21 protein-coding genes and 2 tRNA genes are annotated in these 23,622 nt (G+C 44.5%); 1 reads left to right on the top strand and 22 read right to left on the bottom strand.

Annotation, left to right across the window (positions count from 1 at the left end; all coding sequences use genetic code 11):
* Positions 1-80: 80 nt before the first annotated feature.
* From hemL to hemA, 6 genes are read right to left on the bottom strand one after another with little or no spacing between them, the layout of a single operon-like run.
* The gene (gene hemL, locus M1J35_RS18415; protein WP_254651902.1) at positions 81-1,373 is read right to left on the bottom strand and encodes a glutamate-1-semialdehyde 2,1-aminomutase; all 1,293 of its coding nucleotides are present in this window, start codon (positions 1,371-1,373) and stop codon (positions 81-83) included.
* Positions 1,374-1,428: 55 nt separating this feature from the next.
* Positions 1,429-2,403, bottom strand: coding sequence for a porphobilinogen synthase (gene hemB, locus M1J35_RS18420; RefSeq protein ID WP_254651903.1), 975 nt, complete (start codon positions 2,401-2,403; stop codon positions 1,429-1,431).
* Positions 2,404-2,429: 26 nt separating this feature from the next.
* Positions 2,430-3,212, bottom strand: coding sequence for a uroporphyrinogen-III synthase (locus tag M1J35_RS18425; RefSeq protein ID WP_254651904.1), 783 nt, complete (start codon positions 3,210-3,212; stop codon positions 2,430-2,432).
* Positions 3,212-4,144, bottom strand: coding sequence for a hydroxymethylbilane synthase (hemC, locus tag M1J35_RS18430; RefSeq protein WP_254651905.1), 933 nt, complete (start codon positions 4,142-4,144; stop codon positions 3,212-3,214). Before hemC ends, M1J35_RS18425 begins: the two co-directional genes overlap by 1 nt.
* 17 nt (positions 4,145-4,161) lie before the next feature.
* Positions 4,162-4,995, bottom strand: a complete 834-nt coding sequence (ccsA, locus tag M1J35_RS18435; RefSeq protein ID WP_034757155.1) for a cytochrome c biogenesis protein — start codon at positions 4,993-4,995, stop codon at positions 4,162-4,164.
* 15 nt (positions 4,996-5,010) lie between these two features.
* The gene (hemA, locus tag M1J35_RS18440) at positions 5,011-6,363 is read right to left on the bottom strand and encodes a glutamyl-tRNA reductase (protein WP_224519405.1); all 1,353 of its coding nucleotides are present in this window, start codon (positions 6,361-6,363) and stop codon (positions 5,011-5,013) included.
* A gap of 399 nt (positions 6,364-6,762) precedes the next feature.
* On the opposite strand from hemA, the gene M1J35_RS18445 reads away from it, so the two are divergent.
* The gene (locus M1J35_RS18445; protein WP_034757150.1) at positions 6,763-7,248 is read left to right on the top strand and encodes a LiaI-LiaF-like domain-containing protein; all 486 of its coding nucleotides are present in this window, start codon (positions 6,763-6,765) and stop codon (positions 7,246-7,248) included.
* 48 nt (positions 7,249-7,296) lie between these two features.
* On the opposite strand, the gene M1J35_RS18450 is transcribed toward M1J35_RS18445, so the two are convergent.
* The 16 genes from M1J35_RS18450 to M1J35_RS18525 all read right to left on the bottom strand — a co-directional run bounded on the left by M1J35_RS18450 (position 7,297) and on the right by M1J35_RS18525 (position 23,511).
* Positions 7,297-8,031, bottom strand: coding sequence for an amino acid ABC transporter ATP-binding protein (locus M1J35_RS18450; protein ID WP_034757147.1), 735 nt, complete (start codon positions 8,029-8,031; stop codon positions 7,297-7,299).
* Between the two features lie 22 nt (positions 8,032-8,053).
* Complete coding sequence (locus M1J35_RS18455; protein ID WP_034757145.1) at positions 8,054-8,701, bottom strand: amino acid ABC transporter permease; 648 nt, start codon at positions 8,699-8,701, stop codon at positions 8,054-8,056.
* Positions 8,702-8,785: 84 nt separating this feature from the next.
* Positions 8,786-9,568: a transporter substrate-binding domain-containing protein gene (locus M1J35_RS18460; protein ID WP_224519404.1), complete on the bottom strand. Its 783-nt coding sequence runs from the start codon at positions 9,566-9,568 to the stop codon at positions 8,786-8,788.
* A gap of 300 nt (positions 9,569-9,868) precedes the next feature.
* Entirely contained in the window at positions 9,869-10,453 is a 585-nt protein-coding gene (gene yihA / locus M1J35_RS18465; protein ID WP_224519403.1) for a ribosome biogenesis GTP-binding protein YihA/YsxC, read from the bottom strand.
* A complete protein-coding gene (gene lon / locus M1J35_RS18470) occupies positions 10,450-12,774 on the bottom strand; it encodes an endopeptidase La (protein ID WP_224519402.1) in 2,325 nt (774 codons plus the stop codon). Before lon ends, yihA begins: the two co-directional genes overlap by 4 nt.
* A gap of 171 nt (positions 12,775-12,945) precedes the next feature.
* Complete coding sequence (lonB, locus tag M1J35_RS18475; protein ID WP_034757137.1) at positions 12,946-14,604, bottom strand: ATP-dependent protease LonB; 1,659 nt, start codon at positions 14,602-14,604, stop codon at positions 12,946-12,948.
* A 109-nt stretch (positions 14,605-14,713) separates the two neighbouring features.
* Positions 14,714-15,424 carry a Dph6-related ATP pyrophosphatase gene (locus tag M1J35_RS18480; RefSeq protein WP_254651906.1) on the bottom strand — a complete coding sequence of 237 codons (711 nt, stop codon included), beginning with the start codon at positions 15,422-15,424 and terminating at the stop codon, positions 14,714-14,716.
* A gap of 79 nt (positions 15,425-15,503) precedes the next feature.
* Positions 15,504-16,775 carry an ATP-dependent protease ATP-binding subunit ClpX gene (gene clpX, locus M1J35_RS18485; protein WP_034757134.1) on the bottom strand — a complete coding sequence of 424 codons (1,272 nt, stop codon included), beginning with the start codon at positions 16,773-16,775 and terminating at the stop codon, positions 15,504-15,506.
* A gap of 648 nt (positions 16,776-17,423) precedes the next feature.
* A complete protein-coding gene (gene tig / locus M1J35_RS18490) occupies positions 17,424-18,710 on the bottom strand; it encodes a trigger factor (protein WP_254651907.1) in 1,287 nt (428 codons plus the stop codon).
* Between the two features lie 161 nt (positions 18,711-18,871).
* On the bottom strand, positions 18,872-19,876 hold the full coding sequence (locus M1J35_RS18495) for a tetratricopeptide repeat protein (protein ID WP_254651908.1): 1,005 nt from the start codon (positions 19,874-19,876) through the stop codon (positions 18,872-18,874).
* A gap of 108 nt (positions 19,877-19,984) precedes the next feature.
* Positions 19,985-20,061: transfer RNA gene (locus M1J35_RS18500), tRNA-Arg, on the bottom strand.
* Between the two features lie 133 nt (positions 20,062-20,194).
* Positions 20,195-20,271: transfer RNA gene (locus M1J35_RS18505), tRNA-Arg, on the bottom strand.
* A gap of 167 nt (positions 20,272-20,438) precedes the next feature.
* The gene (locus M1J35_RS18510) at positions 20,439-20,948 is read right to left on the bottom strand and encodes a metallophosphoesterase (protein ID WP_224519398.1); all 510 of its coding nucleotides are present in this window, start codon (positions 20,946-20,948) and stop codon (positions 20,439-20,441) included.
* Between the two features lie 13 nt (positions 20,949-20,961).
* On the bottom strand, positions 20,962-21,558 hold the full coding sequence (locus M1J35_RS18515; RefSeq protein WP_229593972.1) for an XTP/dITP diphosphatase: 597 nt from the start codon (positions 21,556-21,558) through the stop codon (positions 20,962-20,964).
* A 16-nt stretch (positions 21,559-21,574) separates the two neighbouring features.
* On the bottom strand, positions 21,575-22,312 hold the full coding sequence (gene rph, locus M1J35_RS18520; protein WP_254651909.1) for a ribonuclease PH: 738 nt from the start codon (positions 22,310-22,312) through the stop codon (positions 21,575-21,577).
* 122 nt (positions 22,313-22,434) lie between these two features.
* Positions 22,435-23,511: a GerMN domain-containing protein gene (locus M1J35_RS18525; RefSeq protein ID WP_254651910.1), complete on the bottom strand. Its 1,077-nt coding sequence runs from the start codon at positions 23,509-23,511 to the stop codon at positions 22,435-22,437.
* Positions 23,512-23,622: the final 111 nt, after the last annotated feature.

Here is a 23,622-nt window from a genome sequence, read left to right on the forward strand (position 1 = left end):
ATGAAACGGAAAGGAGGAATATGATAGGAAAACGAAAATCCATAAAAAAGAGCCGACCCCAAAAGGATCGGCTTCTACCATTACTTCTTACTGATTTTTTCAAACGCTCTTTCCGCTGCCTGCAACGTCTTTTCGATATCGTCATCACTGTGGGCTGTCGATAAGAAAAGTCCTTCAAACTGTGAAGGTGGCAGGAAGACCCCTTCATGGGCCATTTCACGGTAGTAGTCGGCAAACATCTCAAGATCGGATGACTTGGCACCTTCGTAGTTCGAAACTTCTTCATTTGTAAAGAAGATCCCGATCATGGAGCCTGCACGATTGATTCTGTGAGGAATGTTGTATTTTTCCGCAGCTTTCTTCAAGCCTTCTTCCAGTAGATCTGCTTTGCGCGCAAACTCGGTATACGTTTCTGGAGTGAGCTGGCTCAGCGTTTCGTATCCAGCGGTCATGGCTAACGGATTCCCTGAAAGGGTTCCGGCTTGATAGATCGGTCCGCTCGGCGCGATCCTTTCCATGATTTCCGCTTTTCCGCCGTATGCCCCGACAGGAAGTCCCTCGCCGATGACTTTACCAAGGCAGGTTAAGTCAGGCGTCACATTATAATAGCCTTGTGCACAGCCATAGCCGACACGGAAGCCCGTCATGACTTCATCGAAGATCAATAGTGCTCCATGATTTTCCGTTACCTCACGCAGGCCTTCCAGGAAGCCCGGTTGTGGAGGGACGACACCCATGTTTCCGGCTACAGGCTCGACGATCACACCGGCAATGTCATCACCATATTGTTCGAAGGCATAACGGATGCTTTCCAGATCATTGTAAGGCACCGTGATCGTATTCTTTGCAACCCCTTCAGGAACACCGGGACTGTCCGGTAAACCGAGTGTCGCGACACCCGAGCCCGCTTTAATTAATAAAGAATCGCCATGACCGTGGTAACAGCCTTCGAACTTGATGATCTTATTGCGGCCGGTGTATCCACGGGCCAACCGCAGGGCACTCATCGTCGCTTCCGTACCTGAAGACACCATACGGACGATCTCGATGCTTGGCACCCGGTCGATCACCAGTTGAGCCAGTTTATTTTCAATTTCTGTTGGAGCACCGAAGCTCGTTCCGTTTTCGGCCACTTTTTTAATGGATTCCACAACCCGGTCATTGCTGTGACCAAGGATGAGAGGACCCCAGGAAAGGACATAGTCGATGTACTCATTCCCATCGATATCATAGATTTTCGATCCTTTTCCCCTTTCCATGAAAATCGGATCCATCTTAACGGATTTGAATGCACGGACGGGACTGTTCACTCCGCCGGGCATGAGGTTTACAGCTTCCTTGAATGCTTGTTTCGATTTCTCATATGAACGCAATATCGGTTCCTCCTTTAGTGATCGTTCAGTCATCCTGACAGGAATTCTCCACCAATTAGGATAACCAGTTTGCTACGTCTTTTGCAAAATACGTAATGATGAGGTCTGCCCCTGCACGTTTCATGCTGGTCAGTTTCTCCATGACAATTTCCTGTTCGTTCACCCAGCCGTTCTGAGCCGCTGCTTTCACCATGCTGTATTCCCCACTTACGTTATAGGCGACAACCGGTGCATTGAAACGGTCTTTCACTTCACGCATGATATCCAGATACGAAAGGGCCGGTTTCACGATAAGGAAGTCGGCACCCTCCTCCATATCAGACTGCGCTTCTCTTAGGGCTTCCATGCGGTTCGCAGGGTCCATTTGATACGTTCTGCGATCTCCAAATTGAGGTGTTGAGTGAGCCGCATCACGGAAAGGACCATAGAAGCTTGATGAATATTTCACAGCGTATGACATGATCGGCACATCATGATAGCCTGCTTCGTCCAGCCCGTGACGGATGGCTGCTACGAATCCATCCATCATGTTGGACGGAGCGATGATGTCTGCACCGGCTTCAGCCTGGCTGACCGCTGTTTTGGCCAACAGATCAAGGGTTTCATCATTCAGGACTTTCCCGTCTTTGACGATCCCGCAGTGACCGTGACTGGTATATTGACAGAGGCACGTATCGGCGATGACAACAAGATCCGGGTAACGCTCCTTCACAAAACGCGTTGCCTCCTGGACGATTCCATGGTTATGATACGCCTGTTTCCCCAATTCGTCTTTTTCAGCAGGAACACCGAAAAGAATGATGGACTTGATCCCGAGTGAAACCACTTCATCCATTTCAGCTTGTAAATTATCGAGGGAAATATGATAAACACCCGGCATGGATGGAACGACATTCTTGATGTTCTCCCCTTCCACGACAAACAACGGGTAAATTAGATCTTCTTTTCTTAGATGTGTTTCCCGCACGAGCGCACGCATCGTTTCCGATTGACGTAAGCGGCGGTGTCGATTAAATTGCAGGTCTTTCATAATAAAAGCCTCCTAATGTTTGATAGCTAATAGGCAGAGATGAACTCTTTTATCTCATTCACCATTTCATTTACAGTATAAACGCTTGGACAGATTTTTACATGTAATCCGTATTGCTCCGCGGTTTTTTTTGTGATCGGGCCGATGCACGCAATGGGAATGTCCCTGATATGATCATAGAGGGAATAGTGACGGATGACCTTCATAAAGTGATGGACCGTCGATGAACTCGTAAATGTAATGATATCCACTTGTTCTTGTTCAATGATCGTTTTCAACTGGACAAAGCTGTTCTCTGGAAGGGCCGTTTCATAAACGATCCATTCCTGACAGCTGACTCCTGCTGAGGCCAATTCCGTTGCAATCACATTCCTTGCCAGATTCCCTTTTGGAATCAGGACGTGACCATCAGGCTTCACGTTAGAAATGAACTCCTCGGCGAAGTCATCGCCTGTGAAATTTTCCGGGACAAATGAAATCGGTATGCCGAATTTATGACAGTACTGCTCCGTCTTGGTCCCGACGGCCGCGAATTTCCCCGTATAAGAGGATAAAGGGATCCCCCTTCTTTCTAATGCTTCCAGGAAGAACTTCACCCCATTTTTACTGGTGAAGATAATCCATTCGTATGTATGTAAGGTGGTGTGAAGCGATAATTCCAACGGATCTATGTGGGGGTGAAAATGAAGGAGCGGTACCAAGATGGGCACCCCTCCCTCGTTTTCAATGAGCGACCCGGTTTCACTGGATCCCTCACTGCCACGAGTAATCAAAACCTTTATTTGTTCTAAAGGCCTCTTACCCTTCATTATTGATCCAGCTCCTCTTTCACCTGATCGATCAAGGCTTTTGCCCCTTGTTTTGTTAAACTTTCAGCCACTTTTTCTCCAACTTCCTTCGGTTCCGGACCCGTCATGTATTCTTTGTAGATCGTCTGTCCGTCCGGAGAAGCGACAAGTCCGGTCAATGCAACATCTCCATTGTCCTTCAGCTCGGCAAATCCCGCAATCGGCACCTGACAGCCACCTTCCATCTTATGCAGGAAAGCTCGTTCAGCCGTCACGGTACTCGTTGTCTCTTCGCACGCGAACTTCTCTAGCAGTTCAAGAACTTCATCGTCATCATTTCTGCACTCGATCGAAAGGGCCCCTTGACCGACTGCCGGCAAGCAAAGGTCCGGATCAAGGAATTCCGTTACGACATCCGACGTCCATCCCATGCGCGATAGTCCCGCCGCTGCCAGGATGATGGCATCGTAATCTTCATTCTGAAGTTTGGAAAGGCGTGTATCGATGTTGCCGCGGATCCACTTGATCTCAAGATCCGGTCTCACAGAAAGGATCTGAGCCCCTCTCCTAAGACTGCTCGTTCCGACGATCGCTCCGCCAGGGAGGTCTTTGAGGGCAACATGATTCTTACTGATAAACGCGTCACGGTGATCCTCACGAACCGGGATGCTTCCGATGGTCAGTCCTTCTGGCAAAACAGCCGGCATATCTTTCATACTGTGAACGGCCATGTCGATTTCTTTATCCAGCATCGCCTGCTCGATTTCTTTTACAAATAATCCTTTACCGCCGACTTTGGATAAGGTGACATCCAGGATCTGATCCCCTTTCGTCACAATCTCCTTTACTTCGAAATCGTAAGAAGGGTCGATTGCCTTCAACTGATCGATCACCCAATTGGTTTGGGTAAGGGCTAATTTACTTCGTCTTGAACCAACAATGATTTTTCTCATAATGACCTCCTGAAAACTTATGAATACCAGAAATGAAATGAAGACAACCGACTAGCTAGGAAAAAGTTGATTAATATAATCAAGAAGGCTGCAACATTAAGAAACGCTAATGATTTACCAAAGACATTCTTTTTAATGCGAAGGTATAAATACATGCTATATAAAATTAATAGAATGAATGATCCCACGATCTTTGGATCATACCATAGAAATTCCGGGAGTTTGATGTATGCCCATTGCAGCCCCAATATCAGGCTCAACAGAAGCATCGCCACCCCGATGGAATTAGAGATATAAGATATCTTCTCAAGCTTGGACAAATCACTGATTCTCCATAACCTCTGTCCCCACTTTTTCTCCTTTAATAATTTAAACTGGAGGAGATAAAGCAGAGAAAACACAAAGGAAAGACTGAAGGCCCCGTATGATAGGATGGCCATCGTAATGTGAATCAGCAGTAACTCCGATACCATCTGTTCTGCCATCGCCTGGGACTCCACCTGAACGGGAGCGAAGGTATGGATCGCCATGATGATGAAACCGAGTACATTTGTAAAGAAGACAGTAAAATCCACCCTTAGCAATCGGTTGATGATCAGGGACAGGGTGATGAGCACCCAGGCATAAAAATAAAGTCCCTCAAAGATGGTGAGGACCGGAAACCTGCCTGTATTCATCATGTATAGAAATAAAAAGATTGTTTGAAGGACCCAAACAATCGCAAGTAACCAGAAGGCAAACAGGTTCGCCTTCCGGTTTTTGTTTAAGAAATCTATAAAATAAAAGAGAATACTAATAGCATACAGAACAATCATAAGTTCGTGCAGCCTAGTCATCGTTTGTTCAAACATAGACATTAACCTCACTTATGCTTGAAAAGAGGGTTGTGGTGTAAAGCCATGATTGCTCTCAGTCTTTTCGTTGGCTGCTTTCACTTGTTTCTGCTCTATCACTTCTTGTTCAATGTTAAAAATGTTGATGAATAAATCCAGCTTATCTTCAGCATCCGGCAGCCCGGCAAATTCCTTTGCCTGGAGGATCGGATCTTTTAATAACTGATTGATGATACTCTTCGTGTGCTTATTCAAAACTTTACGTTCACGATCGGTTAAATCAGGCATTTTACGTTCGATGCTTTCCATCGTATCTGCCTGGATGGAGAGTGCCTTCTGCCTAAGGGCAGAGATGACAGGAACCACACCGAGCATATTCAACCATTCTTTAAACGCAACGATTTCCGCTTCAATCATGATTTCAATTTGCTCTGCCGCTTTTTTGCGTTCAGCAAGGTTTGCCTGGACGATGCCTTCCAGATCATCGATATCATAAAGGAATACGCTCTCGAGCTGACCGATCGCAGGGTCTAGATCCCTCGGTACGGCAATGTCCACCATGAATAGAGGACGGCCCTTCCTCATGCTTTCCACATGGGACATCATTTCTTTCGTGATGACAAAATCCTTTGCTCCTGTAGAACTGATCATGATATCCGCTTCTACAAGGGCGCATTGAAGCTCCTGCATCGTCTTCGCATTACCGCTAAAACGCTCTGCCAGGGTTTGGGCCTTCTCATACGTACGGTTGATCACGGTCACCTTGGTGGCTCCACTGCCATGAAGGTTTTTGATGGCAAGCTCCCCCATCTTCCCTGCACCAAGTATGAGGACATGCTTACCCTCCAGGCTGCCGAATACCTTTTTAGCCAATTCAACGGCTGCATAGCTGACTGATACCGCATTGGAACCAATCTCTGTTTCCGAGTGACCCTTTTTCGCAACCGTCACCGCCTGCTTGAACAGATGATTAAATACGGTACCCGTCGCTCCCGACTCCTGGGCATTCAGGAAGCTTGAACGGATTTGACCAAGAATCTGAGTTTCCCCGAGGACCATGGAGTTCAATCCACAGGCAACCTTAAACAGGTGTTCGACCGCTCCTTCTTGTTCATAAATGAACAGATAAGGTGTGAACTCCTCTTTATCTATATCAAACCATTGAGATAAAAATTCTTTAATATAATAACGACCTGTATGAAGCTGATCCACTACCGCATAAACTTCCGTTCTATTACATGTAGAAACAATCACATTTTCAAGGATGCTTTTCTTTTCCTTTAATGTTTTCATGGCTAAAGGAAGATCAGTTTCATTGAAAGATAAACGCTCACGAATCTCTACAGGGGCCGTTTTATAATTTAAACCAACGACTATTGTATACATGCTATGCACTACACCCCCAAGTAAAATCATTACTGTTATTATAACATGTCCAAATAAGTCCTCAGGCCCTGAAATGTGAACAGAAATTGAAACCTGTGCTACAGTTAAGGGGGTAGAATCGAATGATTCTTCCGGGACTTGCGAAACATCACTTTCATCATTACATTTAAGTAGAAGAAAGAAAGAAGCTTGAAAGCATTTTCAATTCTTCTTAAATCTTTTATATTTCGACATTTGCCTACTAATGTAGGGTACCAAAACAAGCCTAAAGAATCAAGTAATGGAAAGCTTTCTCACGATTCATCGGAACAAAGGGATCGATTTTTCATATTATGTGTCATTTCCCCTTAAAAAATAGGAATTAAATCCGAAATTTTACTAATTTTCAGGAGGCAAAGAATGAAACAGCAGCGAATATTCCCCGGAATCATCTTAATTGGCTTTGGAGCTTACTTTTACTTACAACAAGCGAACATTGTATTATTTCAGGAGTTTTTCACCTGGCCCACTTTGCTTATCATTGTCGGACTCGCGTTTCTCGGTCAGGGATACGGGGGACGGGATTATGAAGCCATCCTTCCCGGTACGATCCTGGTCGGATTCGGCCTGCATTTCCATGTGGTCAACAAGCTTGACGTTTGGCCGGATCATATGGGGACCTTCATCCTCATCATCGCCCTCGGTTTTCTTCTCAGATATCAGAAGACACGCGCCGGCTTATTTCAAGGAGTGCTCTTTCTGACACTCTCTATCATTCTCCTATTCTCTGATAAAGTGGTGCGATGGTTCGGTTTCATTGAAGGAAGCGTGGGAAGCGCGTGGGAATTCTGGCCCATTATCATTATCGGTATCGGTGTCTATTTATTATTTGTAAGAAAAAAGTAGGCAAAACGTGAAAAAGCCCGGAATCGCATCCGGGCTTTTTTACATTTATTAGAGAACCGAGTCCAAAAATTCTCTCGTCCTCTGTTCTTTTGGAGAATGGAATAATTCCTGAGGGGGTCCCACTTCGACGATGCGTCCATCATGCATATAGACGACCCAGTCGGCCACTTCACGGGCAAATCCCATTTCATGTGTCACGACGACCATCGTCATCCCTTCTAAAGCAAGCTCCTTCATGGTAGCGAGTACCTCACCGACCAATTCCGGATCAAGTGCAGAGGTGGGCTCATCGAACAGCATTATATCCGGCTTCATCGCCAGGGCCCTGGCGATGGCGACACGCTGCTTCTGTCCCCCGGAAAGCTTGGACGGGTAGACATCTTCTTTGTCCCCAAGTCCGACCTTCTTTAATAGTTCTTTGGCATCCTTCCTTGCTTCCGCCTTAGAGACACCCTTTACGTAGACCGGTGCCTCCATCACATTTTCCAATACGGTTTTGTGGGGGAAAAGATAGAAATGCTGGAACACCATCCCTACCTTTTGACGGATTTTATTCAAATCATGGGTATCCTGGTTGACTTCATCGCCTTCGATGACAACCTTCCCATTATCTTTCAGCTCAAGGAAGTTCAAGCAGCGAAGCAGTGTACTCTTCCCAGATCCACTGGCCCCAATGAGGCAAACCACGTCACTTTCCCTTACGCTGATATCAATGTCCTTTAATACATGCAAATCACCAAAGGATTTATTTAATTTTTCTACTTTAATCATTTCCTGACTCATACTCATCCCTCCTGCGTCATTCTTAATCACTGATGGACATACGTTTTTCAATTACATTGACAATCGTTGAGAATAGTAAGACAAGAACCAGGTAATAAATCGCTACGACGAGCAAATAGGTCATATAATCAAAATTATTCGATCCGAGTGTCGTTGCCACGCTGAACAATTCGAACATCCCGATGAATGAAGCAAGGGATGAGTCCTTCAATGCAATGATGAATTGATTACCCAGGGGCGGCAGAGCACGCCTGAATGCCTGTGGAAGGATGATCCTTCTCATGGACAATCCAAGGGACATCCCAAGGGAACGCCCCGCTTCCATTTGCCCTTTGTCGATGGACTGAATGGCTCCCCGGAAGATCTCTGCGATATAAGCCCCGTTATGGAAAGCAAGACCCATAACGACCGACCAGAAGCCTGAAATATTCAATGAGGTCAAACCGAAATAGAAAATGAAGATTTGAACGATTAATGGTGTACCCCTTACAACGAAAATGTATAAATCCGCAATCAGGGACAAAGGCTTGATCCCTGAAATCTTCAGGAAAGCGAAAAACAGACCGATCACAATCGCAATCAGGACAGAAACAAAGGTTAACTGGAATGTTAACAGCATCCCTTTCAGAAAAACATCATATGTACCTGCAAAGGTTTCTAAAAAGTGCATGGACTTCCCTCCGTTCGATTTTTTCCACTTTAAGACAAAAAGCGAATGCGCATAGAAGCACATTCGCTCTGTGTCATGCTGCTCTTACTCTTTCTCGGGATCTGATGTAATATCTGTTTTGAAATATTTTTCACTGATTTTCTTCAATGTACCGTCTTCTCTTAATGCTTCAAGAGCTTGATTGACTTCCTTCAATAGCTTTTCATTGTCTTTACTGACGGCAATCGCCTGCTCACTGCGTCCGATCAGTTCACGTGCTTCGATGTTGAGGCCAGAAGCAATCGCTTCTTTACCTGTAATGAAGTCTGTGATGACGGCATCATGTTTTCCTTTGTTTAACGCTTCAAGTGCCACAACGTCACTATCATATGCCTGAATTTTGTCCGTTACTTCCTTTGCAGTATCTGAGTACGTCGATCCCTTTGATACAGCAATTTCCTTGTCCTTCAAATCATCCAGGGTTTCAACATCACTGTCTTTACGGACGAAAATCTGTGGACCTGAATAATAATAAGGAGTTGAGAAGTCTACTTCCTTCAAACGATCTTCCGTGATCGTATGACTGGCTACCGCCGCGTCGAAACGTCCGGATTTGACCCCTTCTACAATTCCTGCAAATTTAAATTTCTTCTGCTCGGGTTCAAGACCCATTTCTTTCGCAACGGCTTCTGCCACTTCAATATCGAAACCTGACATGGTTCCATCGTCATTCGTCACACTGAATGGCTTGAATTCACCGGAAGCTGCATAAACGAATTTGCCTTCCTCCACTAACTTCGCACCACTCTCTGTAGTAGCTTTGTCTCCGCAAGCGGATAAAAGAAGTGCAGCTAGTACTAATATGACCAGGCTTTTCAAATTCTTCACTGTCTAGAGTCCCCCTTATGTAGCTTGTAATATTTTTAATCTTTCATAATTTTATCAACAAAAGAGAAAATTCTCAAAATTCAAATATAGCTTCCACAGCTTATAATTATCCATTTTGATGGATGAACCCCATTCAGCTTTGATATGGATACATATGCGTCCCTATCCTTTCATTTCCTTTCATATCCTTTCATCCTATAGGCCAAAAAACCTTATACGGACTTCGGTAGACCTTCTTTATGACTACTTTTCAGTAAAAAAAGAACCGACCTCCATAAATGGAAATCGGTTTTTACAAGATCATTTATAATACGATTTGATGGCGTCCCAGGCTTTGTCTTTTCCAAGGCCTGTTTCAGAAGAGAACATGATAAGATCGTCTTCGCTGTCCATGTTCAGGGTTTCTCTTGTGACTTTCAGGTGCTTCTGCCATTTGCCTTTCGGGATCTTGTCCGCTTTGGTGGCAATGACGATACATGGAAGCCCGTGATGCTTGAGGAAATCATACATCATCACATCATCTTTGGTCGGGGCATGACGAAGGTCCACGATCAGGATGACCGCCCTTAGCTGCTCACGGGAAGTGATGTAGGTTTCAATCATCTTTCCCCAAGCTTCCCGCTCCGTTTTGGATACTTTGGCAAAACCGTAACCGGGAACATCTACATAATAGAGGGTTTCTTCTATTTTATAAAAGTTCAGCGTCTGGGTTTTACCAGGCTTGGATGAAATCCTCGCCATGCTCTTCCTGCCGATCATTTTATTGATGAATGAGGATTTCCCTACGTTCGAGCGCCCCGCTAAGGCAAACTCAGGAAGGATATCGCCAGGATATTGTTCAGGCCTGACCGCACTGATGACTAGCTCAACTTGATTTACTTTCACTTCTTTTCACCTACTAATGCTTTCTCTAAGACTTCATCGATGTGGGATACAAGGATGAACGTTAATTCTCCCCTCACACTTTCAGGAATATCATCTATATCCTTTTCATTATCTTTCGGAAGGATAATCGTTTTAATTCCGGCACGATGAGCACTTAATGTTTTTTCTTTCACTCCTCCGATTGGAAGGACTCTTCCTCTCAGGGTCATTTCTCCTGTCATCCCCACTTCACGGTTCACGTATTTCCCTGTCAGGGCAGATACGAGTGCCGTCGTGATCGTGATCCCGGCTGAAGGACCGTCTTTCGGGACTGCTCCTTCGGGAACGTGGATATGAATATCGTGTTTCTCGTGGAAATTCTCATCGATCCCAAGTTCCCCCGCCTTCGAACGTACGTAGCTGAAGGCTGTTTGAGCAGACTCCTTCATGACGTCTCCCAGTTTCCCGGTCAGGACAAGCTTCCCTTTACCCGGTGCAAGGGATACTTCGATTTGAAGGGTATCCCCGCCGACCGTCGTATAGGCAAGGCCAGTTGATACACCGATCTGATTTTCTATTTCTGCCTGCCCGTAACGGAATTTCCTCTTTCCGAGGAACTCTTCTATATTGCTTGAAGTGATCACGACTCTCTTCTTATCACCTGAAACGATGATCTTCGCCGTTTTTCTGCAAAGAGCGGCCAATTGTCTCTCCAGGCTCCTTACACCGGCTTCCCTGGTATAATAACGGACGATATCAACGATCGCTTCATCTCTCACCTGAAGCTTGGATTTGGTCAATCCATGGTCTTTGATTTGCTTTTCCAGTAAATGATGCTTCGCAATGTTTAACTTTTCAAGCTCCGTATAACCGGCAATCGTAATGATTTCCATCCTGTCCCGGAGTGGTCCCGGTATGGTGGATAGGTCATTGGCCGTTGCAATGAACATCACTTTTGACAAGTCGTATGTCTCTTCAATATAGTGATCACTGAAGTTTGAATTTTGTTCTGGATCCAGTACCTCAAGCATTGCAGAAGAAGGATCTCCCCTGAAATCACTGGACATTTTATCGATTTCATCGAGAAGGAACACAGGATTGATCGTACCTGCCTTTTTCATCCCGCGGATGATCCTGCCGGGCATGGCGCCTACATACGTACGTCTGTGCCCCCTGATTTCGGATTCATCACGGACGCCCCCAAGGGAGATGCGTACAAAATTCCGACCCAGTGATTCAGCCACGGAACGGGCCAAGCTCGTTTTCCCGACACCTGGAGGTCCGGCCAAACACAGAATGGGTCCTTTCAGGGATTGAGTCAGCTGCTGAACGGCAAGATATTCAAGAACCCTTTCCTTGACCTTTTCAAGACCGTAATGATCCCGGTTTAATATCTGTTCAGAACGCTTGATGTCCAATTGATCTTCTGTTTCGGTGGACCATGGTAAAGAAACAAGCCACTCGATGTAATTGCGAATCACAGAGCTTTCAGCAGAGCTTGAAGGCACTTTCTCATAGCGTGCGAGCTCCTTTAATGCCGTAAGTTCCACTTCTTCAGGCATATTGGCCTGTTCGATCTTTGAAGTTAAATCTTCAATTTCACCCGTTTTACCTTCTTTGTCACCCAACTCTTTTTGAATGGCTTTCATTTGCTCCCGAAGATAATACTCTTTCTGGGTTCTTTCCATCGAACGTTTGACACGCTGCCCGATTTTTTTCTCTAAGCTCAGCACTTCTTTTTCATTGTTGATCGTTTCGATCACCATTTGAAGCCGCTTCTTAATATCGAGCGTTTCCAGGACGTTTTGTTTTTCCTTCATTTTGAGGGGCAGATGGGATGCGACGATATCCGCAAGCCTTCCCGGTTCTTCAATATCTGAAACGGTTGAATACGTTTCGGCTGATACTTTCTTTGATAGCTTTATGTATTGTTCGAAATAATTGAGTAACGTCCTCATCAAGGCGTCTGTTTCCGATTCCTTCCCTTCAGAATCATGAAATTCCTTCACCGTAACTTCGTAGAAATCTTTTTGCTCAGTGAATGAAGTGATGGACGCCCGATTCATTCCCTCAACCAACACTCTGATGGTCCCGTTTGGCAGTTTAAGCATTTGCTTAACCTTTGTCAATGTTCCCATTTCGTAAAAATCTTCCTGTGTTGGCTCATCTATATTCATATCTCTTTGAGTCGTTAAGAAAATTAAATGATCATCCATCATCGCTTTTTCTAAAGCTTGAACGGAGCGCTCACGTCCAACATCTAAATGCAAGACCATTGTTGGATACACAAGTAAGCCTCTTAATGGAAGGAGGGGAACCGTTAAATTATTTTGTTTTGCCACATATAACACCTCCGAATTATGCTTCTCTAGTCTTTGTACAATTCTAACTTATTTACTAGGGAGTGTCTATTAAATAGGTATTTACAACTTTATTCAAGGCATGCTGCTCTTATTCCTGTTCTCCCCATTCAAAAACAAACCGATTCGGATAGACCCGAATCGGTCAACAGTCTATACACTTTTCTTATTTTGTTCAGGTGCGAGATCGGGTGACGATACGTGATCCTTCATCAAGGCGAGATCAAGAACTTCCTTGAGCTGTTTGACTGGGACCACTTCGATTCCTTCTATCTCTTTTAACATCGCCTGCTGGTTGTCGTAAGGAATGATGGCCATGGTCGCACCGGCTAGCTTCGCACCTTTCACCTTAGGATATACCCCACCGACAGGCTTAACAGATCCATGTATACTGATTTCACCTGTGACGGCAATTGTATGCTTGATGGGAATCCGGTAAATGGCCGAATAGATCCCAAGAGCCATGGCAATCCCTGCAGAAGGACCGTCGACCGGCACCCCGCCTGGAAAGTTCACATGGATATCATACTGATCGGCAGGTACTCCCATGGAACGAAGGACGGTGATCACATTCTCGATCGATCCTTTCGCCATACTTTTTCTTCTGATGGATTTACTCCGATCACCGATGCTCTCTTCTTCCACGATTCCCGTCACATTGATGGTGCCCTTATCGACTGCCGGAATCACATTTACTTCAATTTCAAGTAGAGAACCCGTATTCGGTCCTGTCACGGCTAACCCATTGACCAGACCAATCGTTGCCTCTTCATTGATTTTTTTCTGATAGCGAGGGGAAAGCTGACTGGATTGAATGATCCATTCGAGCTCATGATCATAAATTTCTTTTCTATTTTCTGTGATGGCAACCCCAGCGGCTATCTGGACCATATTGACTGCTTCACGTCCGTTGCGCGCATAAGATGCAAGGGTTTCGAGACCTTTGTCACTGATCGTCATTTCTACCTTCTCAACGGCTCCTGCCGCTACCTTCTTCACTTCATCATGCTCTAGCTCCCGGAAGAAAACTTCCATGCATCTGGAGCGGATCGCCGGAGGCAATTCATTCGGTGTACGGGTGGTGGCACCGATCAAGCGGAAATCAGCCGGAAGGCCGTTTTTGAAAATATCATGTATATGGGTGGGAATTTGATGATTTTCTTCATTGTAATAGGCACTCTCAAGGAACACCCTGCGATCTTCTAACACTTTTAAGAGCTTATTCAATTGAATGGGGTGCAATTCCCCGATTTCATCAATGAACAATACGCCTCCATGGGCATTCGTCACAGCCCCTTGTTTCGGCTGCGGAATCCCGGCTTGTCCCATGGCTCCTGCCCCTTGATAGATGGGATCATGGACGGAACCAATCAGCGGATCGGCAATCCCCCGTTCATCGAATCGTGCCGTGGTGGCATCCAATTCAACAAAAACGGCAGAAGATCTGAATGGGGATTTCATATTTTTCTTTGCTTCTTCCAGGACCAAACGGGCTGCTGCCGTTTTTCCGACACCGGGCGGTCCGTAAATGATGACATGCTGTGGATTCGGACTGCATATCGCTGCTTTTAATGCTTTGATGCCATCTTCCTGTCCGACAATATCTTCAAAGCTTGAGGGTCTTACCTTTTCGGCAAGGGGTTCAGTCAGTGAAATGGACCTCATCTTTCGGAGTTCTTCCATCTCCTTTTTTGATTCACGGTCAATGGAAACTTTTTGCGTTCGCTGGTTTTTCAACAGATTCCAGAAGTACAATCCAATGATGATTCCGAAGAATAATTGGATGAATAAAGCGATGCTTGTAAAGCTCATTCGTCTCCCTCCAAGTAGATACAAGTTGTTATCGGTTAGTATCTCCTTGACCTTGTGGGAATAAACAAAAAAAATTCGGTGATGAGATGGTTCAAAAAGGGATATTTCATTAACTAATACAGTCAATTCCACCCTTTTTCTCTAATAATTGACAATCCTCTATATCCAATGACCAGAGTCCTGAGTTTAAGACCACGCCTAATTTTTCTAGGTGAATTTTTTTTGAGAAGATTGGACCGTCCATGACGAAGGTGTGGTATTCACCCGCTTCTCCCATGACGCAGCAGTCTTGCTTATTGTGAATGCTTTCGAAAAATTCCCAATCGAGCATTCTGCCGGCCCATGATGAATCGAATACTTTGTCTGAAGCCCTGCATATGACTGCAGAGAATCCAAGTGTGATGAATTCTTTCAGTAGTTGACTGCTTTCTCCCTTCGAAATCCATACGGGAAATGAGGGTTTCAAACCCGCTTTCATTGCCACTTCTTCATTCCACTTTCGATCTTCTTCTGCATATAAGCTTCCAAAGACGATTTCATCCACACCCCTATCCTGCTTTAAATCTGATAATGCCCCGATGAGGGAACGCTCATAATCATCTCCGGAATTCACAAGTACCAGCGGAATACCCACGGCTTTTGCCTGATGCTCGAGAATATCCAATCTGAGACCGTGAGCATGATTCCGTTCATATTTTTCTGAAACCATAGAAACAAGACACTCTACTTTTTTGCCGGCTTTTAACGTACGATACAAAGCCAGACACCCGTCTTTCCCGCCACTCCAGCTAATGGCCACCTTGGTTTTCTTATTGTCCAACCGTCCCGTCTCCTTTCTATCACTTCAGTCGTAAAAAAAGCCGGGAATGAAGGATCATTCCCGGCTTTACGTTAAGCTATTAAGCTGATGTCTTTTCTTCGTTTGGATCGATCATGGTGCCATCCTCAAGCATTAAGTGAGGGGCTGCATCTTCAAGGATCGTCTCTTTCGTAATGATACATTTTTTAATATCATCACGTGAAGGAAGATCGAACATCACATCGAGCATCATGGTTTCGATGATGGAACGCAGTCCACGTGCACCTGTTTTACGCTCAATTGCTTTTTTAGAGATTTCAAGCAGGGCATCTTCTGTGAACTCAAGCTCGACATCATCCAGTTCAAGCATTTTTTGGTATTGTTTGACCAATGCGTTTTTAGGTTTAGTCAGGATTTCAACCAGTGCTTCTTCATCAAGAGGCTCAAGGCTTGAAATGACCGGTAAACGACCGATGAATTCCGGAATCAATCCGAATCTCAATAAGTCTTCAGGAACAACTTTAGAAAGTAGGGACTTATCTTCTTTCACATCAGCGTTTTTAGGATCAGAACCGAATCCGATTACCTTTTGACCTAAACGGCGCTTGATGATTTGTTCAATTCCGTCGAATGCTCCACCACAAATGAATAGGACATTGGACGTATCGATCTGAATGAATTCCTGGTGAGGATGCTTGCGTCCGCCTTGTGGTGGAACGCTTGCTACCGTACCTTCAAGAATTTTCAAGAGGGCTTGTTGCACCCCTTCACCTGATACATCTCTCGTGATGGATGGATTTTCGGATTTTCTTGCCACTTTATCGATTTCATCGATGTAGATGATCCCTTTTTCAGCTTTTTCCACATCGTAGTCAGCTGCCTGGATCAGTTTCAATAGAATATTCTCTACATCTTCCCCAACGTAACCGGCTTCTGTTAAAGAAGTCGCGTCCGCGATGGCGAAAGGAACGTTAAGAATACGAGCCAGAGTTTGGGCCAGGAGGGTTTTCCCGCTACCAGTCGGTCCAATCATAGCAATATTACTCTTAGACAATTCAACGTCATCGACTTTACTGCTGGAGTTGATACGTTTGTAATGGTTATAAACCGCTACTGCAAGTGATTTCTTCGCCTGGTCCTGTCCGATGACGTATTCGTCGAGAATTTCACGGATTTCACGTGGTTTCGGTACGTCTTTAAATTCTACTTCTTCTTCTGTACCCAACTCTTCTTCTACGATTTCTGTGCAAAGCTCGATGCACTCATCACAAATATACACACCTGGTCCAGCGACTAGTTTACGAACTTGATCTTGAGTTTTTCCGCAAAAAGAACATTTTAATTGCCCTTTTTCATCATTAAATTTAAACAATGATTTTCACCCCTTCGTTAAAACTTCATAAAATCGTGCTCTGTTTCATCAAACGAACGATTCCTTACATCCCTATTACCTAAAGTTATGTACTGCATTTTATCATATTATATGTTCGTAAAGAAATTGATACGATTCTTAAGAATCATCTTATTATGTATTGTGCATTTTAGCAAATCTTTTACATTGCCAATGTTTATTTTGTCCAATTGAAGTCAGGTGATGTAAGGAATCTGATTATGTATGTTCATGGTGAAAAGTAATGCAACCCCGTCTCATAAGCTTTTTCCAAAAATAGTGGTTCTTATTCTTAATTGATGGAGAAAGTTTCTTAATCAACAGAGTATAGTATTTTGGCTCATTTTGCCACAGAAACAAAAAACGTCTGGAGCAAACTCTTGAGCTCGTAAAATATTGGAATGAAGCTTGGTGTAATGGTGGTTTTGGCTCATTTACGCCATCATCATCAAAAGCGATGGAGCAAACGCTCGTTTGCTCTTTCGCTTTTGATGATGATGGCTGCTTTTCAGCTGCGCTGAAAAGCGTGTGAAACATCCGTTTCTCACGAATGAGCCAAAACCATGGAGTTTCTTTACTTCATTGTACAAAACAAGGCACGAATGATTCGCGCCTTGTTTGCTATTTTTATTATGCTACAGTTTTGCTGTTTTCAACAAGGAATTCTACTGCTTTACGAACTTTAAGGTCAGCTTTTAGTGTGTCAAGGCCGCCTAGTGCTTGTTTGATGTTGTCAGCAGACATGTTGTATTGTTCAGCCATTTTGTTTACTTCTTCTTCTGCTTCTTCGTCTGTCACTTCAAGGTTTTCCGCTGCTGCGATTGCTTCAAGTGTTAAGTTTGTGCGAACGCGTTTGCCAGCGTCTTCTGTCATTTGACTGCGAAGATCTTCTTCTGTTTGACCAGAGAATTGGAAGTAAAGGTCAAGGTTCATACCTTGCATTTGAAGGCGTTGACCGAACTCCTGCATCATGCGGTCCACTTCAGCTGTTACCATTACTTCTGGGATTTCAACTTCAGCGTTGTCAGAAGCTTTATTTACAAGAGTTTCACGAACCGCTGTTTCAGCTTCGTTCTTTTTAGACTCTTGAAGGCGTTTTTCGATTTTTTCTTTTAGTTCAGCAAGCGTTCCAACTTCTTCGTCAGCGTCTTTTGCGAACTCATCATCAAGTGCCGGAAGTTCTTTCGCTTTGATTTCGTGAACTTTTACTTTGAATGTAGCAGGCTTGCCAGCAAGTTCAGCTGCATGGTATTCCTCAGGGAAGTTTACTTCTACTTCTTTCTCTTCTCCTGCTGCAACACCAACCAGTTGCTCTTCAAATCCTGGGATGAACTGACCAGAACCTAATTCAAGTGAGTAGTTCTCAGCTTGGCCGCCTTCGAATGCTTCACCGTCAACGAATCCTTCGAAATCCATTGTCACTGTGTCGCCTTCTTCAGCTTTCCCATCTTCTTTGACAGCAAGCTCAGCTTGTTTTTCTTGAAGTGAAGTAAGTTCTGCTTCAACGTCCTCAGCTGTTACTTCTGTTTCCATTTTTTCAACTTCAAGACCTTTGTATTCGCCAAGTTTCACTTCTGGTTTCACTTGTACTTTAGCAGTGAAGATCAGGTCTTTTCCTTTTTCCATTTGCTCGACATCGATTTCAGGACGGTCGATTGGATCGATTCCTGTTTCTTCGATTGCTTTTGCATATGCTTCAGGTAAGATGAAATCTAATGCATCTTGGTAAAGTGATTCTACACCAAAACGTTTTTCGAACATTCCGCGAGGCATTTTCCCTTTACGGAATCCTGGTACGTTCACTTGTTTCACAACTTTTTTGAATGCTGCGTCCAAACCTTCGTTTACTTTTGCAGCTTCTACTTCAATTGTAAGTACTCCTTGGTTTCCTTCTTGCTTTTCCCATTTTGCAGACATACTGTTCCCTCCAACAAATCTATAATTGATCTTAATTTTTTTACGCATAGTAGTAGATAGTCCCGTGTGAATCTAGCACTATCATCGTAAATATATGAAAAACTTTTACATTACAACCATTACATTATAACATACAGCCACTGTCTTTCAACAGAGGGGGTTTAAATATTCGGAGAGGAAATTTCCTCTAGTTCCGTAAGCCTTGATAAAATCCCTTTCGCTTGACTGTTTTCAACCTGCTCTTTTAACTCTTCTTCAAGTATTGTATCGGCAAACATCCCGGCGGTGTAATAAGCATATACCGCAGCGATTTCATCCGGCTCTTCTTTAAGTGTAAAAGGATAGAGCAGAAAGGCATGACGTTTCAGTAATTCCTGTGCGTGCTGAAATAGAGTGGGATTCGTTTGTGCCAGAAGCTCATCCAGGGCATGCGTGACCCCGGTGAAGAAATCCGATTCGAAAACGTCTTCCAACGCTGCGGGATGAACCCGCTCTTCCATCCCTAGCTTCACCACAACTACTTCTTTATCCATTCCATGCTCTTTTAAAACATTTAATATCATTGTTTGTAAAAATGGATGGGCATCGGGATCCTGTAAAACCCCCTGCAGTTCCCCGATGAACGGGTGAATATTACGATGAACGAGCTGTGCCACGATCAACGTCTGTTCCTCGAGGCTTTTTCCCGTCAAGATTGACGGTTGATCTTCATTCTGTACTTCCTTCTCAGGAACAGCCGCTTTCCCGTTCACTACCTTTTCACTGAAATGGAGAAGCTTCCTGAAGTGTTCTTCCTTTTCAAAGGGTACTTCCCTTTCATCAAAGAGGGCATTGATTGTATCGACCACTTCAGTGTGCTTATGAAGCTGTATAAGAATCATTAAGTACATATCCACGACCTCGAAATAGTCACCGATTCCTTCGAGGAGCATCTCTTTACATATGGATCCGGCCTGATCGTATTGTTTGCTTTCATAGAGTGATAATACGAGTGCCGTATTGATGTCCGGGTTATCCGGTTCCAATTCATAGGCTTGTGCGAGGAGCTGGGAGGATTCATGGACTTCCCCTTTTTCCAGGGCCTGCACCCCTTTTTCCAGCAGCCGGTCCTTCAATCCTGGGAACTGTACAATCTTTCCTTTTCCTTCTTGGTTTCCCTTATTCATAAAACGTACCCGCCTATACTGTTTAGTTTGTATTAGTTTAGCACGATATCATTTGGATAACAAAAAAAGCCTACCTCATAGGGGTAAGCTTTGCGTATGTAGGGTTTATGGCGTCCCAGAAGAGATTCGAACTCCCGACCTACAGTTTAGGAAACTGTTGCTCTATCCTGCTGAGCTACTGGGACACATTCAATATAGTAAGATGACACAAAAAGCATCAGACCATGTATCGGATAAAAAAAGAGATACCTCACAGTTACTGTGTCAGTACCCCTTGTTAGTCAAAACCCTGATCTCAAGGTTCGTATGTAATGATTATGGCGTCCCAGGAGAGATTCGAACTCCCGACCGACGCCTTAGAAGGGCGTTGCTCTATCCAGCTGAGCTACTGGGACGTGTGTGTTTTTCGTTATTTGTTTTTCAAGGACAATATTTATTATATTCACATAGCATAAATAAGTCAACAGATTTTCAAAAAAAGTTTTATTTTATTTTTCAGCTTTGCTTTTTATACGACAAAACATAATGGGAACCCGCACGTGACGGGTTCCCACACTATATTTTACAAGCTGAATGTTTGCGTCAATTCCTCCAGCACCACATGATCGTGGGTCAGGAATGTAACGTTGATTTCTTGATCTGCCGTATCTACCAATGCGTAGGTACGTTCATTTCTCCCACGTGGCAGCAGGATGCTTCCAGGGTTCAGGAATAATGTACCGTTAATCCATTCAGCCCCCAGAGTGTGGGAGTGACCAAAGAACACAAACTGCGCCCCGACCTCTTCCGCTCTGTATCGGAGTTTCATCAATGACATCTTGATTCCATAGTGATGCCCGTGCGTCACCATGATGGTGTGGTCGTCTACCTTCTCTACCAAGTCGTCAGGCAGTCGTGCATCCATGTCACAGTTCCCCCGGACAATGAGATAAGATGACAAAGCAGGATCATCTGCACTCAACTCCGAGTCACCACAGTGGATCATGGCGTCTACACTCGACTTGTACTTCTCTGAGAGATCCAACAATTCATCTTTGGATCCGTGACTGTCACTTACAACTAATAATCTCATTCAGATTCACCCTTTAAACTAAGTCTGAAATCATATTTCCTAGCTTTTCTAGTGCGTGACCGCGATGACTGATCTGACTCTTTTCATCTTGTGTCAATTCGGCCATGGTCTTTCCGAGGGAAGGCACGAAGAAGATCGGATCGTAGCCGAACCCGTTCGTCCCCCTCTTCTCACGCAGGATCATCCCTTCACAACTTCCTGTCACCGTCTTCGTTTCCATGTCAGGGCCGGCAATGGCCAACACACAGTGGAAACGGGCCGTTCGGTCGGATTCTTCCACTGACTCAAGCTCATCCAATACTTTCGCCATATTCGCTTCGTCGCTTTTTTCTTCCCCGGCATAGCGCGCAGAATACACGCCTGGACGACCTTCAAGGGCATCGATAGCCAACCCGGAATCATCGGCAATCACAAGTGCCCCTAATTCCCCGGCTACGGTTTCCGCTTTTAGAATCGCATTCTCTTCAAAGGTTACACCTGTTTCTTCCACATCCTCAATATGAGGAAGGTCTAGTAATGTTTGTACCTCATACCCGTAAGGCGCAAACATATGTTGGAATTCTTTTGCTTTTCCCCTGTTCTTTGTGGCTATAATCACTCGTTTTGTCATCGACTCTCTCATCCCTTTATTGAAATCTTTTTACGATATCACCTAATGATTGCTGCTGGATTTGGAATAATTCATGAATCCCTTCTTGACCAAGCTTCAGTAATTGATGCAGTTGATCCATTGTAAAGGTGGCTTCTTCACCGGTTCCCTGAAGCTCCACAAATTCACCCTCACCCGTCATGATGATGTTCATATCCACCATTGCGCTGCTATCTTCAATATAATTCAAATCAAGGACCGCTCCGTGTTCTTCCACAATCCCAACACTTGTCGCCGCCAGAAAGCTCTTAAGTGGGAATGAAGAAATCTTTTTACTGTCCTGAAGTTTGGCAAGGGCGATTGCCATGGCAACGAATGCCCCGGTAATGGAAGCCGTTCTTGTCCCGCCATCTGCTTGAATGACATCACAATCGATCCAGATCGTACGCTCTCCCAAAGCATCCAAATCAACGACCGCACGCAGGGCACGTCCAATCAGACGTTGAATTTCCATCGTCCTGCCGGAAATTTTCCCTTTGGACGATTCACGGATATTTCTCGTTTCCGTCGCTCTCGGAAGCATGGAATATTCCGCCGTGATCCACCCTTTTCCACTGTTCCTCATAAACGGAGGCACCCGCTCTTCGATACTGGCGTTACAAATGACCTTCGTTTCACCAACCGTTATCAATACAGAACCTTCCGGATGCTTGACGTATCCTGTCTCGATTTCGATAGGACGCAATTGATTCTTTTCTCTGCCGTCTGTTCTCATATAATTCCCTCCTGTTTGTTCGTACGTTATGTAAAAAATGGCCTAATCAAAAATAGAAGAGGTGGCAATCTGCCAACCTCTTATCAGGTGATTCTATTCATAGTATATCAAAAAATCGCGATTTAAAAACTAATTGCATTCACATTTTCTGGTCTTGTCACCGGTTCAGTCACCGTTTCCCCATCTTTTGAGACGGTGGTCGCTTCACCATTCACGAGTACCGAGACCCCTTTGATGCCCTTTTGCTCAGTCAAGGAGAGAACGAGGGAATTAAGCATATGCTCAGAAACCATTTTTTCTTCAAGGCTTCCATACACCGCTTCATTGAAGTTCAGCGTCACGGTTCCATCCTCAAGCTTTGGATCATCCAACAGCTTCGCTCCCGTAAAGTCACTTGCCAGGGAAGAAGAATAACCCGGTCCTTCGATCAGTTCATTCACCACTGCCTTGACTTCATCCGCGGATTTGGAACTGACGCGTTTCGTAACTGGAACGTAATAGGTCTTATCATCGGACTGGGCTACATAATATACTGTAAGCGGTTTGGTGCTCGTCGGATCCACAACGCCTGTAGTATCCACATTGATCCCGACTTTTCTCGTTAATCCATTTTCGTCGATCGGCGTACCATTCACCGGCATCTCCGTTAATGGATACCCGTTAACCCTGAGTTCGACTTTCTCAACCGAATCGAACTGAGTCAATGTCCATGTCACGGACTGCAGGATCTTCTGTTCATCTTCAGGCTGATAATTATTGAATTCCGGAGAAAAATCGGCGATCGCCTTTCCATCTTTAATATCGACCGTCACTTGTGTATCTGCCGGCAATACAGCCCTGAATCCGTTTGGCAGGATGTTTTCAACAGGACCATTTTTCACTAAGTATTCAACTGCTTGTTTGGCCACACTTTCCTGATTTGGAAGAGGGATCGACTGGGAAACGACATAGCCGTTTTTATCGATTAAATACAATTCCGTCATGACGGTCTCAGCACCCGCTTCTTCTTTGCTCACCTTTTTATTTGAATCCTCTTTCTTGGCGGTATCGACTTTTTCCCCTTCTTTCAAGTAGGATAAGTCTTGAGGAGGATCGATCTTCTCCTTGTCATCACCGAAACTGAGTAATCCACAACCGGAAAGATATACAGAAGAAGCTAAAACCGTTACAGCAATTGACACCTTTGCTTTTTTTGCCATTGGGAAACCTCCTAAAAGACAGTTTGTACTAACATATATACGAGCCCCCTCCACAAAATAGACCGAAACTTTTCACAATAAAAACAACAAAATAAAAAAACCACCCGACCA

This window comes from Rossellomorea sp. KS-H15a, assembly GCF_024195245.1.
Taxonomy (GTDB): Bacteria; Bacillota; Bacilli; order Bacillales; family Bacillaceae_B; genus Rossellomorea; species Rossellomorea vietnamensis.

Coding starts and splice junctions, on each gene's coding strand:
- hemB (WP_254651903.1), bottom strand. CDS start 2,403: ATGAAAGACCTGCAATTTAATCGACACCGCCGCTTACGTCAATCGGAA.
- M1J35_RS18425 (WP_254651904.1), bottom strand. CDS start 3,212: ATGAAGGGTAAGAGGCCTTTAGAACAAATAAAGGTTTTGATTACTCGT.
- hemC (WP_254651905.1), bottom strand. CDS start 4,144: ATGAGAAAAATCATTGTTGGTTCAAGACGAAGTAAATTAGCCCTTACC.
- ccsA (WP_034757155.1), bottom strand. CDS start 4,995: ATGTTTGAACAAACGATGACTAGGCTGCACGAACTTATGATTGTTCTG.
- hemA (WP_224519405.1), bottom strand. CDS start 6,363: ATGTATACAATAGTCGTTGGTTTAAATTATAAAACGGCCCCTGTAGAG.
- M1J35_RS18445 (WP_034757150.1), top strand. CDS start 6,763: ATGAAACAGCAGCGAATATTCCCCGGAATCATCTTAATTGGCTTTGGA.
- M1J35_RS18450 (WP_034757147.1), bottom strand. CDS start 8,031: ATGAGTCAGGAAATGATTAAAGTAGAAAAATTAAATAAATCCTTTGGT.
- M1J35_RS18455 (WP_034757145.1), bottom strand. CDS start 8,701: ATGCACTTTTTAGAAACCTTTGCAGGTACATATGATGTTTTTCTGAAA.
- lonB (WP_034757137.1), bottom strand. CDS start 14,604: ATGAGCTTTACAAGCATCGCTTTATTCATCCAATTATTCTTCGGAATC.
- tig (WP_254651907.1), bottom strand. CDS start 18,710: ATGTCTGCAAAATGGGAAAAGCAAGAAGGAAACCAAGGAGTACTTACA.
- M1J35_RS18495 (WP_254651908.1), bottom strand. CDS start 19,876: ATGAATAAGGGAAACCAAGAAGGAAAAGGAAAGATTGTACAGTTCCCA.
- M1J35_RS18510 (WP_224519398.1), bottom strand. CDS start 20,948: ATGAGATTATTAGTTGTAAGTGACAGTCACGGATCCAAAGATGAATTG.
- M1J35_RS18515 (WP_229593972.1), bottom strand. CDS start 21,558: ATGACAAAACGAGTGATTATAGCCACAAAGAACAGGGGAAAAGCAAAA.
- rph (WP_254651909.1), bottom strand. CDS start 22,312: ATGAGAACAGACGGCAGAGAAAAGAATCAATTGCGTCCTATCGAAATC.
- M1J35_RS18525 (WP_254651910.1), bottom strand. CDS start 23,511: ATGGCAAAAAAAGCAAAGGTGTCAATTGCTGTAACGGTTTTAGCTTCT.